A 15387-nucleotide genomic window follows, 5' to 3' on the forward strand; every position below is an offset into this window, starting at 1 on the left:
GTCTTGTCTTATGCTTGCCCGGGGTGATACAAGTGCAGTTTGATTGTTATAAAGGTGCTTTTGCTTATCTTTCTGATTCAGCATTTGCAAATATAAGATATTAAAGGGGATAATGAATATACAAGAAATACCAGCAAACAAAAAGAAACTTTTTTACTAAATAAGTAGTCATATATTGTTGAAGGTTAGAAATTGAAAAAAGCAGGAAGGAATTATTAATATGAGAGATAAAAGATATCAGCATAAAAAACCGAAAAGAAAGAAATGGAAGACATTCGTCCTCATTCTTTTTCTATTATTGGCTGGGACTCTGGCCTATTCATATTATCAATTTAAACAAGGTGTTGCGCAATCGAAAGAAAAAGTAGATAGCGAAGCTATAGAATATGAATTTAATGGTGATAAAGATCCGTATGGAGGGACAAGCATTCTCCTTTTAGGAAGTGATTCACACGGGAAGGAAAGTTCAAGAGCAGATACAATTATGGTTGCCCAATATCATCCAGATAGAGGGACATATAAATTACTATCTATTATGAGAGACACATATGTGGACATTCCTGGTCATGGAAAACATAAGATTAATGCAGCCTTTGCATTAGGCGGACCTGAGTTATTAAGACAAACGATCAAAGAGAATTTTGATATTGACCTTCAATATTATTCAATAATAGACTTTGAGGGGTTCATTCATCTTATAGATGAGGCGTTTCCAAAAGGGGTAGAAATTGAAGTTGAAAAGGCCATGTCGGCTAATATCGGGGTACAGCTTGAGCCTGGATTACAAAGGCTTGATGGGGAGCATCTTCTTGGGTATGTGCGTTTTCGTCATGATGCCATTGGTGATTTTGGCAGGGTTGAACGCCAGCAAAAGACGATGCAAGTTTTGGCTGATCAAATGATGAGTTTTCAAACAGTGGCGAAGCTGCCTAAACTAGTAGGAGTGATGACGCCATTTGTCAATACGAACATGGCTACAAAGGATATCCTGTATATTGGAAAAGAGTTCATTTCTGCAAAGAATCGTGATATTGAAACAATGAGGATTCCAGTAGATGGATCCTATCAAGATAAGAGAATAAGTGGGGTCGGTTCTGTTTTAGCAATAGACTTTGAAAAAAATAAACAAGCAATTCGTGAATTTTTCACTAAATAAAATTCTTTTTCAGAAAATAAGTGTACAATAAGAGGACAAGAGGTAATTCAATAAATATTAAGCCAGCGGGGGCATCATCCCTGCTGATTGTTAGTTAAACTATTTTTACAGGCTGTTGATCCCCGACTTAGAATTTCTCGTTCCTTCACTTATTGAAGCAGGGTCTCACAGTCCGTTAATCTGGGATAAACTTTAAATATTGTCTAGCTCTATTCAAGGAGATTTTACATGGATTACGAATTATTTAAAGATTTGTTTACACTTGAAAATATTATGGATTTAATCGAAAAATACCGTTCCTTCGGTCCGTTGCCAGGGCTCTTGCTTCCAATGCTTGAAGCATTTTTGCCTTTTCTTCCACTCTTTATATTTGTCATGGCAAATGCAAATGCGTTTGGATTGTGGTTTGGTTTTTTATTATCATGGATAGGTTCAACGGTCGGTGCCCTTCTAGTCTTTCTGCTTGTTCGGAAATATGGGCAGAAAAGAATGCTGCGATTTCTAAAAAAGAGCCCAAAGGTTCAAAAGCTCATGGCATGGGTAGAGAGACATGGTTTCGGTCCATTATTCATCCTTTTATGTTTTCCATTCACTCCTTCTGCCGTTGTAAATATTGTAGCTGGGTTATCAAAAATTAGTATTGCCCAGTATATGCTAGCCGTATTAACAGGAAAAATGGTGATGATTTTTACGATGAGTTTTGTAGGTTATGATATTAAGTCATTGATTACACAGCCAGCTCGGACTGCTATCGTAGGAGTAATCATATTTATTCTGTGGTATGTTGGAAAAAGGATAGAAATAAAAATGAATATAAGTACAAAAAAACACCGGAATTATGAAAAATAAGAAGGATGGTGAATGTAAGATTGAAAGAGTCAGTAAAAAAAGAAGGCATTGAATGGATCAAGGCATTTGGGATCGGATTAATTATATTTGTTTTTATTCGAGCATTTTTTATTTCCAATTATGTTGTAGAAGGGAAATCAATGGAGCCTACACTTGAAAATGGAAATAAGCTAATTGTCAATAAAATCAGCTATCAAATTGGAGAATTGAATCGCTTTGACGTAATTGTTTTTCATCATAATAAGGAAGAGGATTTTGTGAAAAGAATCATTGGGCTTCCTGGAGATAAGGTTGAGTATCGTAATGATGAACTTTACATCAATGGGAAAAAGATAGAGGAACCTTATCTAGAAAAGCAGCGGGAAGAAGCATTCGGAAGCAAGTTAACGGGTGACTTTACATTGCTTGAGAAGTGGAACGTGGAGACAGTTCCAGAAGGAAAGCTATTTGTACTCGGTGATAACCGGCTTGAAAGCTGGGATGGCCGCCACTTTGGCTTCATCTCAGTGGATCAGGTTGTAGGGAAGGTCAATTTAAGATACTGGCCAATGGATGAAATGGATATTTCTTTCTAAGAACAGATAAGGGCTCAGTTTGAGTCCTTTTTCTATTTAAGAATAAGAAATTATATTTTTTCAAATTTAGGTAGTCCAGCTCCAGCGCCTATCGTCTTTCAAACTTCAGGTCTCCTTCCTGTGATAAGTCACTATCGGTTCGCTCACGCTAACCGTGTTTCCTTTATCGAAAGGAAGAGCCCGTCTAGATTTCCATTTATTTAACAAGCGGCCAAACAAAAAAAGACTATCCTTCTATGATAAAATAGTAACTAAATGATAGTCCGTATTATGGGAAAGGAAGAGAGGTTACACTATGTCCGTTCGCGTATTAATTGGACGCTCAGGCAGCGGAAAAACAGAATTCTGCTTGAATGAAATTCGTGATGAATTGAGAATAGCACCTGAGGGCGATCCAATCATTTATCTAGTTCCAGAACAAATGACATTTCAATCTGAATATAAATTAATTACAACACCTGACTTAGGCGGGATGATTAGGAGCCAAGTATATTCTTTTACCCGGCTGGCTTGGCGAATTCTTCAAGATACGGGCGGGATGAATCGATATCACTTAAATAGCGTTGGAATTAGCATGCTTATTCGAAAAATAATTGAAGAGAAGAAAGATGAACTTAAGCTATTCCAGCGAGCTGCCGATAAAAATGGCTTTGTTCAGCAAATGGAACAAATGATGACAGAGTTTAAGCGCTATTGTATTCAGCCAGCAGAGCTTGCAGAGAGACAAGTGCAACTGTCCTCTGGGGGAAAAACGAATAAAGCACTTCAAGATAAGCTTCATGATCTTGAATTAATCTATCAATCATTCGAAGATTCTCTTTTTGGTAAATATGTAGATTCAGAGGATTATTTCCGTCTATTCATAGAGAAAGCAGCTGACTCTGATTATTTGAAAATGGCAACCGTGTATATTGATGGATTTCATAGCTTCACCCCACAGGAATATTTAATTATCGAGCAGTTAATGAAGCTTTGTAAAAAGGTAACGATATCCCTTACACTTGATCAGCCTTTTAAACATACTCCTCCGGACGAACTTCATTTATTTCGCATGTCCGGAGAAAATTTCCAGACACTATATGAAATAGCTGCACGAAATAGTCTTGAAACAAAAGAAGTTTTTTTGACAGAGTCGAAGAGATGGACTGATTCTTCATTAGTGCATCTTGAAGCGAAATTTGATATACGCCCAGCAGTTAGCTATAAGGGAGAAACATCGATTCATATTGGACAGGCAGTGAATAGAAGAGCAGAAATTGAAGGTGTGGCAAGGCATATTAATCAGCTGGTTCGTACAAAAGGCTATCGGTATAGGGATATGGCCATCCTTACAAGGAATGTTCAAGATTATAATGACATGATAGAAACGATCTTTACAGATTATGAAATTCCCTTTTTCATTGACCAAAAGCGGACGATGCTGAACCATCCACTTGTAGAATTTATCCGCTCAAGCCTGGAAATTATTAATGGAAATTGGCGGTATGAGCCGATTTTCAGAGCGGTAAAGACGGAGCTGTTATTTCCGGTAAAATTAGAAGCGAGTGTGCTGCGTGAACAAATGGATCGTCTTGAAAACTATGTACTTGCCTATGGCATCCAAGGGGATCGATGGACTAGAAAAAATAGATGGATCTATCGCAGAATTAGAGGGCTGGAATTTGAAACAATCGTACAAACAGATAGCGAAAAGAAAACCGAACAGGAGCTCAATGATTTTCGGGAAATGATTACTTCACCTTTATTAAGACTCTCAAGGAGATTGAAGAAGGCGGAAACGGGCAGGCAATACTGTGAAGCGATCTACCTGCTTCTCGAGGAGTTAGACATTCCGGCTAAATTAGAAGCATGGCAAGTATATGAGGAAGAACGCGGAAATCTCGTTAAAGCCCGGGAACATGGACAGGCATGGAATGCAATTATGGAGCTTCTTGATCAATATGTCGAAATGATTGGAGAGGAAGCTGTTTCGCCAAAGAGATTTGCCGAAGTACTTGATGCCGGAATGGAATCTATGCGGTTCACCTTAGTGCCTCCTGCTATGGATCAAGTGATGGTTGCTGATTTAGAAAGGTCACGTCTTTCAAACATAAAGACTGCATTTGTCATTGGTCTCAACGAGGGAGTTCTTCCTGCAAAATTCTCGGAGGAAGGTGTATTTGCTGATGAAGATCGTGAACAGCTCCTGTCGATCGGAATGAAAATTGCTCACGGAAGCAGAACAAAGCTGCTGGATGAGGAGTTCCTTGCCTATAAAGCATTTGTGACACCGTCAGAGTCGCTTTTCATTAGCTATCCGCTTGCAAATGAAGAAGGGAAAGCGCTGATTCCGTCATCTTATATAAAGCGGTTGAACGATATTTTTCCTAAAGCGAATCAGCATTTTTATATGGCAGATCCGGCTGAGCTTCCGGAAATTGAGCAGCTTCAGTATGCTTCGAATAAGAATACAGCTCTCTCTTATTTAACCTCTCAATTACAGCTGAAGAAAAGAAATTATCCGATCTATGATTTTTGGTGGGACATTTATAATTATTATTTGAAAAATGAAAGCTTGCGAAGATCTGCTCTTAAAGTGCTTTCTAGCCTTTATTATGAGAATCGGACAAGCCAGCTGGATGAAAAGACCAGCATGGATTTATATGGTGATCACATTCAGGCAAGTGTATCAAGAATGGAGCTTTTTTCTAGCTGTCCATTCTCGCATTATGCTCAGCATGGGCTTAAGTTAAGGGAGCGTCAGGTTTTCCGTCTGGAAGCGCCTGATATTGGTGATTTATTCCATGCAGCATTAAAATATATTGCCGAGACGGTTATAAAAGATAATCAATCGTGGACGGATATAACAAGAGACCAATGTGAAATTCTAGCTAAGGAAGCAGTCGAAATGCTGGCACCGAAACTTCAGAATGAAATATTGTTAAGCTCAAACCGTCATTTTTATATAAAAAGAAAGCTAGAGCAAATTATAAGCAGGGCCTCATTTATTCTTAGCGAGCATGCGAGATCCAGCGGATTTTCTCCAATTGGGTTGGAACTTGGATTTGGTCCGAAAGGAGATCTTCCATCACTGGCATTCCCGCTGAAAAATGGCTCGAAGATGGAGCTTGTGGGAAGAATTGACCGTGTAGATAAGGCGCAGGATGATCATGGTACATTCTTACGGGTCATTGATTATAAATCCAGTTCGAAGGATTTAAATATAAATGAAGTTTACTATGGAATTGCCCTTCAAATGCTAACGTATTTGGATATTATTATTGCTCATTCTAAAGAACTAATCGGTGTAGAAGCTGATCCTGCAGGCGTCTTATATTTTCATGTCCATAATCCAATGATTAGCACGTCAAAAATGCTTACTCTTGAGGATATTGAACAAGAGATATTCAAAAAATTTAAGATGAATGGACTTTTGCTTGGCGATGAGAGTGTAATCAAATTAATGGACCAAACGCTTGATAAAGGAGATTCCCCTATTATATCTGCTGGCTTTAATAAGGATGGATCGATTTCTAAACGTTCGAAGATAGCAAGCAAACAAGAATTTGATTATTTGCGTAAGTTTGTCCGCAGCAAGTACACGGAAACTGGAAATCGTATTACAAGTGGGCAAGTGGATATCGCTCCTTACAAAATGAAAGAGAAAACTCCTTGTACATTTTGTTCCTATAAATCGGTTTGTCAATTTGATGAGTCGCTTGAATCAAATGAATATCAACTGTTAATTCCACATCAAAAGGATGAACTCATTAACATAATTAAAAAGGAGGTGGATGGACAATGACTAAAATGGTTATCCCGCCTAAACCGGCGGATGCGACATGGACGGATGACCAATGGAAGGCAATATGTGCCAAGGGACAGGATATTTTAGTTGCTGCAGCTGCAGGCTCGGGAAAAACGGCCGTATTGGTTGAAAGAATTATCAATAAAATTCTTTCGGAAGAGGAGCCGCTCAACGTTGATGAACTGCTTGTTGTAACCTTTACTAATGCATCAGCTGCAGAGATGAGGCACAGAATTGGAGAGGCGCTAGAGAAAGCAATTGATCATAATCCAAAATCCGTACATTTGCGAAAACAATTAAGTCTATTAAATAGAGCTTCCATCTCCACTCTGCATTCCTTCTGCTTGGAATTGATTCGAAAGTATTACTATTTAATCGATATGGATCCTAGTTTCCGAATTGCAGATGAAACGGAAGCACAGCTTTTAAGGGATGAAGTATTGGAGGAGCTTTTTGAAGAGGAATATGGACGGGAAGGCAATGATGCCTTCTTTCAACTTGTTGATACATTTACAAATGATAGAAGTGATTTAGCGCTTCAAGACATCATTCGTGAACTATATGATTTTGCGAGAGCAAACCCATCACCTGAGCAGTATTTAGATTCGATTGTTCAGATGTATGATGTGAATGAAACAACCAATATAGAAGAGCTGCCGTTTGTTCAGTCGTTATTGCATGATATTGAATTACAGCTGCAAGGTGCAAAACAGTTATTAGAACAAGGGCTAGCAATGACAAAGCTTCCAGGGGGGCCTGCTCCAAGAGCTGAGAATTTTATCGATGATCTCCATGTTGTCCAAACCCTTCTCGATGCAAAAAAAGACTCTTGGGCCACTCTATATGCAGCTATTCAAGCTGCTTCCTTTGGCCGTCTAAAAAACTGCAAAGGCGATGAATATGAACCAGAACTGATCGATCGGGCTAAAAAGCTAAGGGATCAAGCGAAAAAAGTGATCCAGGATATGAAGGAAGAGCTTTTCTTGCGGAAACCGGAAAGTTTTATACATGATATGGCGGAAATGAAGAAATTTATAGAGGGACTTGTCTATTTAGTTAAGGCTTTTTCTAATCGTTTTACGCAAGTAAAAGCGGAAAAAGGGCTTGTGGATTTTGCAGACCTCGAACATTACTGCTTAGACATTCTTTCTTTCCAAAATAAAGATGGTTTGATAAGTCCATCAGATGCTGCAATTGCTTGCAGAAAGCAATTTAAAGAAGTATTTGTTGATGAATACCAGGATACTAATATGGTTCAGGAGGCCATCCTCCAATTGGTAACAAAAGATTTAGAACATGAAGGCAATCTCTTTATGGTAGGCGACGTGAAGCAGTCTATTTATCGTTTCCGGCTGGCTGAGCCGAATTTATTTTTAGGAAAGTATACCCGATTTACTCCAACTGGTGAGGAAACAGGCTTGAAAATAGATTTGGCAAGAAATTTTCGAAGCCGAAAAGAAGTGCTTTACGGAACTAATTATATTTTTAAGCAAATTATGGGTACGGCTGTTGGGGAAATTGACTATGATGATGCGGCAGAACTAGTAAAAGGAGCGCCATATCCTGAAGATGAATCTTATCCGATTGAACTAGCCATTATTGATATGGAGGGAAGAGAGGAGGAAGAGAGGGAGGAAGCAATTGATCAGGATGGTTTTGATGCAGCAGATCTTGCACAGTCCCAGCTGGAAGCAAGATATATGGCGTCGAAAATTAAAGAAATCATTAGGAAGCGAAAGGAAGTATACAATCCGAAAACAAAGTCAGGACGCCCTGCGATGTATCGGGATATTGTTATTTTGCTTCGTTCAATGACATGGGCCCCGCAAATTATGGAGGAATTCAAGCAACAGGGCATTCCTGTCTATGCAAACCTTTCAACAGGTTATTTTGAAGCAACAGAAGTGTCAATTATGATGTCGCTGTTGAAGATAATTGATAATCCATATCAGGATATCCCGCTTGCAGCTGTGCTCCGGTCCCCTATTGTAGGGCTTACAGAGGGAGATTTAGCGCAAATCAGGATCGTAAATAAGAAGAGCTCCTTCTATGAAGCATTGACTGCCTTTTGTGCGAATAAGCCTTCTTTTGACATGGAAGGAATCGTTGAAAAGGTTCGTCCATTCTTCGATCAATTAAAGGAATGGCGTGTATTGGCAAGACAAGGTTCTCTTTCTGAGCTTATTTGGCAGCTGTTCAGGGAAACACATTTTTATGATTTTGTCGGCGGAATGCCTGGCGGGAAGCAAAGACAAGCCAATTTACGTGCTCTTTATGATCGGGCAAGACAGTACGAGGCCACCTCATTTAGAGGACTGTTTCGTTTCTTGAGATTCATTGAACGCATGCGGGATAGAGGAGATGATCTTGGTGCTGCTCGTGCGCTTGGAGAACAAGAGGATGTAGTCCGTTTAATGACGATTCATAGCAGCAAAGGATTAGAGTTTCCTTTCGTGTTCATTGCAGGACTTGCCCGCAATTTTAATACAATGGATCTGAAAAAAGCCTATATGCTTGATAAAGATTTCGGCTTGGCAGTAAAGTATGTAAACGCAGAAAAAAGAATTTCTTTTCCTTCACTTCCTCAGCTGGCATTCAAGAGAAAAAAGAAAATGGAGATGCTGGCAGAAGAAATGCGTGTTTTATATGTTGCTTTAACAAGAGCGAAGGAAAAATTATATCTCGTATCATCCTTGAAAAGTGCGGCAAAGAAGATGAATCAATGGATGAAAATAGCTGAACATCAGGAATGGCTTTTTAATGAATATGACCGAGCCACTGCAAATAGCTATATTGATTGGATTGGCCCATCTCTTGTTAGACATAAGGATTGCCAGCTATTGAGTCTAGATCCTGCGCAAACAGGATCGCTTGTTCCATCAGAAATAAGCGATCATCCATCAAGCTGGGCGATAACCATTTTGAATACAGAAGAAGCAGCAATGATTATGGAAGAGGATCGTGTTGAAAAGGAAGATTTATTGGAAAAGGTTTATGCTGGGGAACTAGTACCAGTGCAATCTGAATGGAAGGGGACAGTGGAGGAGCAGCTGTCATGGAAATATCCAGAAATAGCCGCATCACACTACCGTTCAAAACAATCTGTATCTGAAGTAAAGAGGCAAAAGGAAATATTTTCGGCTGAAGAGAGCGGGACAGAAGTGATCCGTAAATTTCAAAAACCGCTTTTAAATCGGCCAAGATTTATGCAAGAAAAGTCGTTAACGCCAGCTGAACGAGGAACAGCCATGCATATGATTATGCAGCATGTCGATTTTCGGGAGACAGTCACTATAGAATCTATCCATACAAAAATGGATGAGATGGTCATGAAGGAACTTTTGACAGAAGAACAGCGAGAGGGCATTGACGCGGAGCAAATTATGATGTTTTTTGAAACAGCTTTAGGTCAGCGGCTTGCTAAGGCGAATGTAATTAATCGAGAAATTCCTTTTAGTTTAGCTTTTCCTGCAAATGAAATTTATCCTGATTGGAAGGGACCGAATGAACCTGTACTAATTCAAGGAATTATAGACTGTGTTTTTCAAGATGAGCAAGGAATCGTGCTGCTTGATTATAAAACGGATGGAATTACTGACCGTTTTAAAGGCGGTTTTGCTGAGGCAAAGCCAATTCTTGAGGAACGTTATCGGGTTCAGATTGAAATGTATGGAAGGGCGCTTGAACAAATTTTGAAGAGGAAAGTAAATGAAAAGTATTTGTTTTTCTTTGATGGTGCTCATGTAATACGTTTGTAATATAGAAAAAGACCGGCTTGGAACGTTTCTTCCAGCCGGTCTTTTCCATTTAATTATACATATTTTAATTGTTTCCTAGAATAGGCTGGTCAACTAGATTCGTATCAAGTACATTGCTTGCACTTAGACCGTTATTGGCAATAATGAATCCTCCAGTATTTCCAGCCCCTTGACCTAAAACAGATTTTGAACTGCTTTTGGGGGAAATAAAAACAGCATCTCCAAATTGGACAATGCCACTATCGATGTTAACAATTTGTACCGGTCCGGTAATTGCTGGCATGGCATACCATCCTTTTTTAGCCTTAGTTTTGAAATTCTATTTTTCATCGGAGTGATCGGTTAAAAGATGACGAATGTGATCGACTCTCGCTTCCATTGATATATGTTTAGCGCTTCCGATTTGTAAAATGGAGGAAGCGGAAACACCAATGACATCAATATTCTGTACTTTTGTTATTGGGTTTAGCTGTTGTGAATGCATCGAGATGTTTTCGGTAATTGGTGAGAAAGGGATCGGAATTTGAAAGGCAGGATAAGATTTAAAATCCGCTTCATATCCGAAAAAAGCTTCTTCCTCTCTTTGTACAGCAATCGCCCGCGAAAATCCTTGAGTAAAGGTTGAATCCCCAATTTCTAGTATGGATGAAAACGATAAGGTTTCTACTTTTAAATGATTAACAACTGAAGTTCGCTGCAGCATAGGAGTCACTTCGGTGTCAACGGAACAAAGGGTCCGATGATTAATGATTCTGGGGGTGTATCAAAGACAGAGGCAAGCTGAATGGTTTGTGTATCCCCGACTAATAATAGAGATGAACTTGCTACGCCGACGATACGAATAGTTCCAACGCATAGGTCTCTATTATATACTTGAAAATTCATTCCTTCTTCATTCCTTTCACATGTTCAGGCAAATGGCTAATAAATGCTTGAACACCATTGCGAATTTCTATCTTGAGCTGATTGATTACTTCTTCATTCAAGTTTCGTTCCTGTCCATGATTTTGATTGGAAGGACTATTATACTGTTTCAGGTAGTAATCAATTCTATTTGGCAGCTGCTTTTTTATATCTTCTTTAATAAATAAGAAATAAGACTCATCCTCTGGAACTTGTAAGTTTCTTTGTACTTCAGCAATAATATTTGGTAAATCGCTTTCTAAATAACGAAATATCTCATCTTCAATTTCCATTGCTTGCTGCATGAAATTTTTTGGATAGACGGGAGCATTAATTTTCTCGTTATTTACTGCAAAATCATCAATATTTCCCAAATCATTAGGATTTAAACCGATGTTTAGTGTCCCCTCTAATGTTTCAACCTTGAGCTGATCAAATTTGTAATCAATTCTTTCAATATTTATAGGAGGCCTCTCTTTAAGGGAATTTATTTCTTTCTGCAGTTCCTGAACGATTAATTCTAAACGCTGGATTCTTTTTTCCTGTGTCTCAACAAAAGAATGCAACCCTTGTAGATAAGAATAAAATTCCTGACTCAAATACACCACCCCATTTTTTTCATCCTTTAATAAATTTCGATCAAATCAAGAAAAAATGTTCCACCAGTGTGCACAAAAGCCCCGTACCTAGCCGAAAAGCAGTGCAAGAAACTAAGCTAGACAGAGTTATGCGTTAGATGGAGCGTGTAATGGTACTGCTGGAGTAGCGGCCAAATCTCCTGGGATTGGAACCTCTGCTTCAGGTGCAGGACCTGTAAAACCTCCTGTGTTATATAGATATGAGGAAGGCTTAATTATCCCTGCACTGCCAATCTGGAAAACGGAAGAGTTTGATATTCCCTCGATCCGAATTAAATTAATATGAATAGATTGCTGAATATAATAATTCATAAACATCACCTTTTACACTATGCATTTAACCAAATTCCTTGATCAATATTATCTGAATCATATGTGTTCGTTGAACTTTGATGATTATAAACTTGCATCCCATCGCCTGTATTGAAAGAACCAGCGCCTGAAAAGGTCTTTGCAGTAGAAATTGGCATCATTTTGTAAACATCCCCGATGTTAAAAATTGAACTGCTCCCGACAGATATAACTTGTGCAACTCCAACGATTGCTGGCATACACGACACCCTTCAAATTAAATTGATTATCCAATACCTTTAAAAACTAGATATCGCTTTTCTTTATCCTATGTGCCTAATAAAAGAATGTGATAATATAGCCCAATAAAAGTTTAGTGATGCTTTGAATAACTAGACAAAATAAGGATTAATCACCTATGATGAGTTAAATGGCAATAATTAGAAAGGAGGATTTGATGAATCAATCATTGCGTTCAATTTCTGAACAGGAAAGAATTATTTCGTTAGATATGATGAGGGGGTTTGCGATTTTAGGGATTTTTCTTGTTAATATGTTAACATTTCACTCTCCGTACCCTAACTTTGATCCATATGAATGGTGGAGCGGCGCTGCAGACAAGGCAATATATACCTTTATCGATATTTTTGTGCAGGCAAGCTTTTATACGCTTTTTTCTCTATTGTTCGGCTATGGATTAGTGATTATGTGGGAAAGGTCGAAATTGCGGGGGGTTACATTCGGCTGGATTGGCGTTAGAAGATTATTCTTCTTGCTAATGATCGGTATGCTGCATGCATTTTTTATTTGGCATGGGGATATTTTAATCACATATGCAATTATGGGGTTTGTCTTTCTCCTATTTATTCGCATGACAGGGCGTAATTTAATGATAACAGGGATCCTGTTATATATTATTCCAAATCTGCTTGTTTCTCTTTTATTATTTGTTAGCTTACTAGTTGCTCCTGCAGAGGAAATCACAGGTTACGAACCGGCACTGGCAGAAATGGCTATGCAAGTCTACCAAAATGGCAGTTTTGCTGAAATTACAGCTCAGAGAATCAGTGATTGGTATGAAACGAATAATCTTGCAACGCTTCCTTTTATGTTTATTTCTATCTTTCCATTATTCTTAATAGGTGGAGGTGCTGCAAAGCTAAAATGGCTAGAAAAGCCTAAAGAACATAAGAAATTCCTAATATGGATTGCTTGTTTATCATTGGTATTCGGGATCATTTTCAAGCTCCTTCCTTACATCTTGGGAAAGAATTTTGCCACGGAGTATGTGCAGGATATCTTTGGGGGACCGCTGCTTGCAATAGGCTATGGGTTGACAATTGCATTGGCGATTGAGAAAAATGCTATACGTAAGCTCCTTTCCCCTCTATCCTATGTAGGGAAATTATCAATGAGCAATTACCTGTTTCAATCTATTGCATCAACCTTGATCTTCTATAATTACGGGCTTGGCTTGTATGGGGAAATTTCTGTCATGACTGGTACATTGATGGTTATATTTATTTACATTCTTCAAATTGCAGCCAGCCGCTTGTGGATCAGCAATTATTATTATGGTCCGGTGGAATGGATTTGGAGAAGCTTTACCTATTTCAGCTGGCCGAAGTGGAAAAAGGAAAAATAAATTTCCATGCGATATAATGTTAGTAAAGGCACTTTTCTAAAATTTATGAATTAGATGTGTGAATGCTATTGTTGGCAAAAAAGGCGGGGTGGAGCAGAAGGTGTGAAATTCCTCGAAAATGCATTCGCATTTCCTCTGAGCGGCGTGTATTCGAAGGATGCATACATCTATTCTTTTGATGGAGTGAACAGGTGAGATCCCCCAGGCACTAAGTCTAAGTGCAGAGCAGGCTCACAGTCACCCCTTAGTTAGCTGCGCATTCAGCATCTAGCCAGCCACTAAGGTTTGAGAAAAAGCAGCCTTTTTAAAGCATGTAATTATCTGATATGTGGGGTGCTTAAATGAAGTTTGTGACAGCAGATTTAAATGGAGAAGTATTTGTTGGACTGGTTGACGAAGTTGCAGGGAGAATTCTTCCACTTGGCAAAGCAGCAGAAAAAAAGGACGGAAGAAGTGATATTCCAACCACAATGCAGGAATGCATTGCCCTTGGAGATTCTTTTATTCAAAAGGTTATAAGCATACAAGCTTGGGCAACTAATGGAGAAGCAGATGAACTGTTTCTGCCGTTGGATGAAGTTAAACTAATGGCACCAATCCCTAAACCATCTAAAAATATATTTTGTGTAGGCAAAAATTATGCGGAGCATGCCATTGAAATGGGCAGTAAGGATGACATCCCTGAGCATATCCTGGTGTTTACAAAGGCGCCTACGACAGTGATTGGACATCAAGAAACCATTCTACATCACCAGCACCTAACTAAGCAGCTGGATTATGAGGGAGAACTGGCTATTATTATTGGCAAAAAGGGACGAGGAATCAGTAAAGAGGCAGCACTTGAATATGTCTTTGGCTATACGATTATTAACGACATTACTGCAAGGGACTTACAATTCCGTCATAAGCAATTCTTTATTGGCAAAAGTTTGGATACTACCTGCCCGATGGGTCCGTGGGTTGTCCATTCTTCAAGCATTGAAAATCCAAATAGGCTAGATATACAGACAATGATAAACGGAGAGATAAGGCAAAAATCTAATAGTGAGAACTTTATATTCCCAATCGAAGAGATCATCTCTGTACTATCCCAGGGTATGACACTTGAACCTGGAGATATCATTGCCACTGGTACACCAGCGGGAGTAGGGATAGGGTTCCACCCACCTCGCTACCTGCAGCCGGGCGATGCGATAGAAATCACGGTTGAACAAATCGGAACTTTATTTAATAAAATGGAAAAATAACAAATGCCTTATGAACCTTAATTTTATGCTTTTTAAGTGGAATATGGTATGATGTAAACGATTTTAGTTAAGGAGGACTTTAAGATGATACATGCACACATAACAACTTGGGCTTTAACACTTATATTATTCTTCGTTGCTCTTGGATTACATAAAAGCGGGAAGGCAAGAGGCCTGAAAGTCGTACAAATGATTTTGAGACTCTTTTATTTATTAACAATTGGTACAGGCATTTGGATATTAAGCAGCATTAACATTGACATGATGTACGTAATTAAATCTTTGGTCGGCATTATCGTTATTGCTATGATCGAAATGATTGTCGTAGGGTTAGTAAAAGGCAAAAATACGGCAGTTTATTGGATTCTCTTTATTATTTCTCTCATTCTAGTTTTATACCTAGGCTTTATTAAGCTTCCATTAACTTTTTAAAAAGATTACCAACATGTTAAGTTTTTTTGAAAAAGCTGTCGAAAAGACAGCTTTTTCTTTTTTTGTCATCCCATAATAGTAATATTTATGTTATTTTTATCATAAG

Annotated in this window: 14 protein-coding genes; 8 read left to right on the top strand and 6 right to left on the bottom strand. The window is 38.6% G+C overall.

Annotation, left to right across the window (positions count from 1 at the left end):
* The first annotated feature begins 220 nt into the window (after positions 1–220).
* The 5 genes from ASU02_RS11750 (at position 221) to addA (ending at position 10125) form a co-directional block, all read left to right on the top strand.
* Entirely contained in the window at positions 221–1156 is a 936-nt protein-coding gene (locus tag ASU02_RS11750) for an LCP family protein (protein WP_082631774.1), read from the top strand.
* A gap of 228 nt (positions 1157–1384) precedes the next feature.
* The gene (locus ASU02_RS11755) at positions 1385–2005 is read left to right on the top strand and encodes a TVP38/TMEM64 family protein (protein WP_057763758.1); all 621 of its coding nucleotides are present in this window, start codon (positions 1385–1387) and stop codon (positions 2003–2005) included.
* A 20-nt stretch (positions 2006–2025) separates the two neighbouring features.
* Entirely contained in the window at positions 2026–2580 is a 555-nt protein-coding gene (gene lepB, locus ASU02_RS11760) for a signal peptidase I (protein ID WP_057763761.1), read from the top strand.
* Positions 2581–2875: 295 nt separating this feature from the next.
* Positions 2876–6364: a helicase-exonuclease AddAB subunit AddB gene (gene addB, locus ASU02_RS11765; RefSeq protein ID WP_057763763.1), complete on the top strand. Its 3489-nt coding sequence runs from the start codon at positions 2876–2878 to the stop codon at positions 6362–6364.
* Positions 6361–10125, top strand: coding sequence for a helicase-exonuclease AddAB subunit AddA (gene addA, locus ASU02_RS11770; protein ID WP_057763765.1), 3765 nt, complete (start codon positions 6361–6363; stop codon positions 10123–10125). Before addB ends, addA begins: the two co-directional genes overlap by 4 nt.
* A gap of 64 nt (positions 10126–10189) precedes the next feature.
* On the opposite strand, the gene ASU02_RS11775 is transcribed toward addA, so the two are convergent.
* From ASU02_RS11775 to ASU02_RS11800, 6 genes are all read right to left on the bottom strand, one after another.
* Positions 10190–10408, bottom strand: a complete 219-nt coding sequence (locus ASU02_RS11775; protein WP_057763767.1) for a spore germination protein — start codon at positions 10406–10408, stop codon at positions 10190–10192.
* A gap of 36 nt (positions 10409–10444) precedes the next feature.
* Positions 10445–10828 (bottom strand): spore germination protein GerPE, encoded by a 384-nt coding sequence (locus ASU02_RS11780; RefSeq protein WP_057763769.1) that lies wholly within the window; start codon positions 10826–10828, stop codon positions 10445–10447.
* A gap of 5 nt (positions 10829–10833) precedes the next feature.
* Positions 10834–11010, bottom strand: a complete 177-nt coding sequence (locus ASU02_RS11785) for a hypothetical protein (protein WP_057763771.1) — start codon at positions 11008–11010, stop codon at positions 10834–10836.
* Complete coding sequence (gene gerPC / locus ASU02_RS11790; protein ID WP_057763773.1) at positions 11007–11627, bottom strand: spore germination protein GerPC; 621 nt, start codon at positions 11625–11627, stop codon at positions 11007–11009. The genes ASU02_RS11785 and gerPC overlap by 4 nt, the downstream gene beginning before the upstream one ends.
* A 126-nt stretch (positions 11628–11753) precedes the next feature.
* Complete coding sequence (locus ASU02_RS11795) at positions 11754–11978, bottom strand: spore germination protein GerPB (protein ID WP_057763775.1); 225 nt, start codon at positions 11976–11978, stop codon at positions 11754–11756.
* A 17-nt stretch (positions 11979–11995) separates the two neighbouring features.
* Positions 11996–12217, bottom strand: a complete 222-nt coding sequence (locus tag ASU02_RS11800; protein WP_057763778.1) for a spore germination protein — start codon at positions 12215–12217, stop codon at positions 11996–11998.
* Between the two features lie 197 nt (positions 12218–12414).
* Here ASU02_RS11800 and ASU02_RS11805 point away from each other — a divergent pair, with 197 nt between their 5' ends.
* From ASU02_RS11805 to ASU02_RS11815, 3 genes are all read left to right on the top strand, one after another.
* Positions 12415–13602, top strand: coding sequence for a DUF418 domain-containing protein (locus ASU02_RS11805; RefSeq protein ID WP_057763780.1), 1188 nt, complete (start codon positions 12415–12417; stop codon positions 13600–13602).
* A 341-nt stretch (positions 13603–13943) separates the two neighbouring features.
* Positions 13944–14849: a fumarylacetoacetate hydrolase family protein gene (locus ASU02_RS11810; protein WP_057763782.1), complete on the top strand. Its 906-nt coding sequence runs from the start codon at positions 13944–13946 to the stop codon at positions 14847–14849.
* 84 nt (positions 14850–14933) lie between these two features.
* Positions 14934–15281: a DUF1516 family protein gene (locus tag ASU02_RS11815; protein WP_057763784.1), complete on the top strand. Its 348-nt coding sequence runs from the start codon at positions 14934–14936 to the stop codon at positions 15279–15281.
* Positions 15282–15387 lie beyond the last annotated feature (106 nt).

It is taken from the genome of Cytobacillus praedii (genome assembly GCF_001439605.1).
In the GTDB taxonomy this organism is placed as follows: Bacteria; Bacillota; Bacilli; order Bacillales; family Cytobacillaceae; genus Cytobacillus; species Cytobacillus praedii.

Excerpts from the sequence above, each read along its gene's own strand:
- addA (WP_057763765.1), top strand. The coding sequence starts at position 6,361 with ATGACTAAAATGGTTATCCCGCCTAAACCGGCGGATGCGACATGGACG.
- ASU02_RS11780 (WP_057763769.1), bottom strand. The coding sequence starts at position 10,828 with ATGCTGCAGCGAACTTCAGTTGTTAATCATTTAAAAGTAGAAACCTTA.
- ASU02_RS11795 (WP_057763775.1), bottom strand. The coding sequence starts at position 11,978 with ATGAATTATTATATTCAGCAATCTATTCATATTAATTTAATTCGGATC.
- ASU02_RS11800 (WP_057763778.1), bottom strand. The coding sequence starts at position 12,217 with ATGCCAGCAATCGTTGGAGTTGCACAAGTTATATCTGTCGGGAGCAGT.
- ASU02_RS11810 (WP_057763782.1), top strand. The coding sequence starts at position 13,944 with ATGAAGTTTGTGACAGCAGATTTAAATGGAGAAGTATTTGTTGGACTG.
- addB (WP_057763763.1), top strand. The coding sequence starts at position 2,876 with ATGTCCGTTCGCGTATTAATTGGACGCTCAGGCAGCGGAAAAACAGAA.
- ASU02_RS11805 (WP_057763780.1), top strand. The coding sequence starts at position 12,415 with ATGAATCAATCATTGCGTTCAATTTCTGAACAGGAAAGAATTATTTCG.
- ASU02_RS11815 (WP_057763784.1), top strand. The coding sequence starts at position 14,934 with ATGATACATGCACACATAACAACTTGGGCTTTAACACTTATATTATTC.
- ASU02_RS11785 (WP_057763771.1), bottom strand. The coding sequence starts at position 11,010 with ATGAATTTTCAAGTATATAATAGAGACCTATGCGTTGGAACTATTCGT.
- ASU02_RS11750 (WP_082631774.1), top strand. The coding sequence starts at position 221 with ATGAGAGATAAAAGATATCAGCATAAAAAACCGAAAAGAAAGAAATGG.
- ASU02_RS11755 (WP_057763758.1), top strand. The coding sequence starts at position 1,385 with ATGGATTACGAATTATTTAAAGATTTGTTTACACTTGAAAATATTATG.
- ASU02_RS11775 (WP_057763767.1), bottom strand. The coding sequence starts at position 10,408 with ATGCCAGCAATTACCGGACCGGTACAAATTGTTAACATCGATAGTGGC.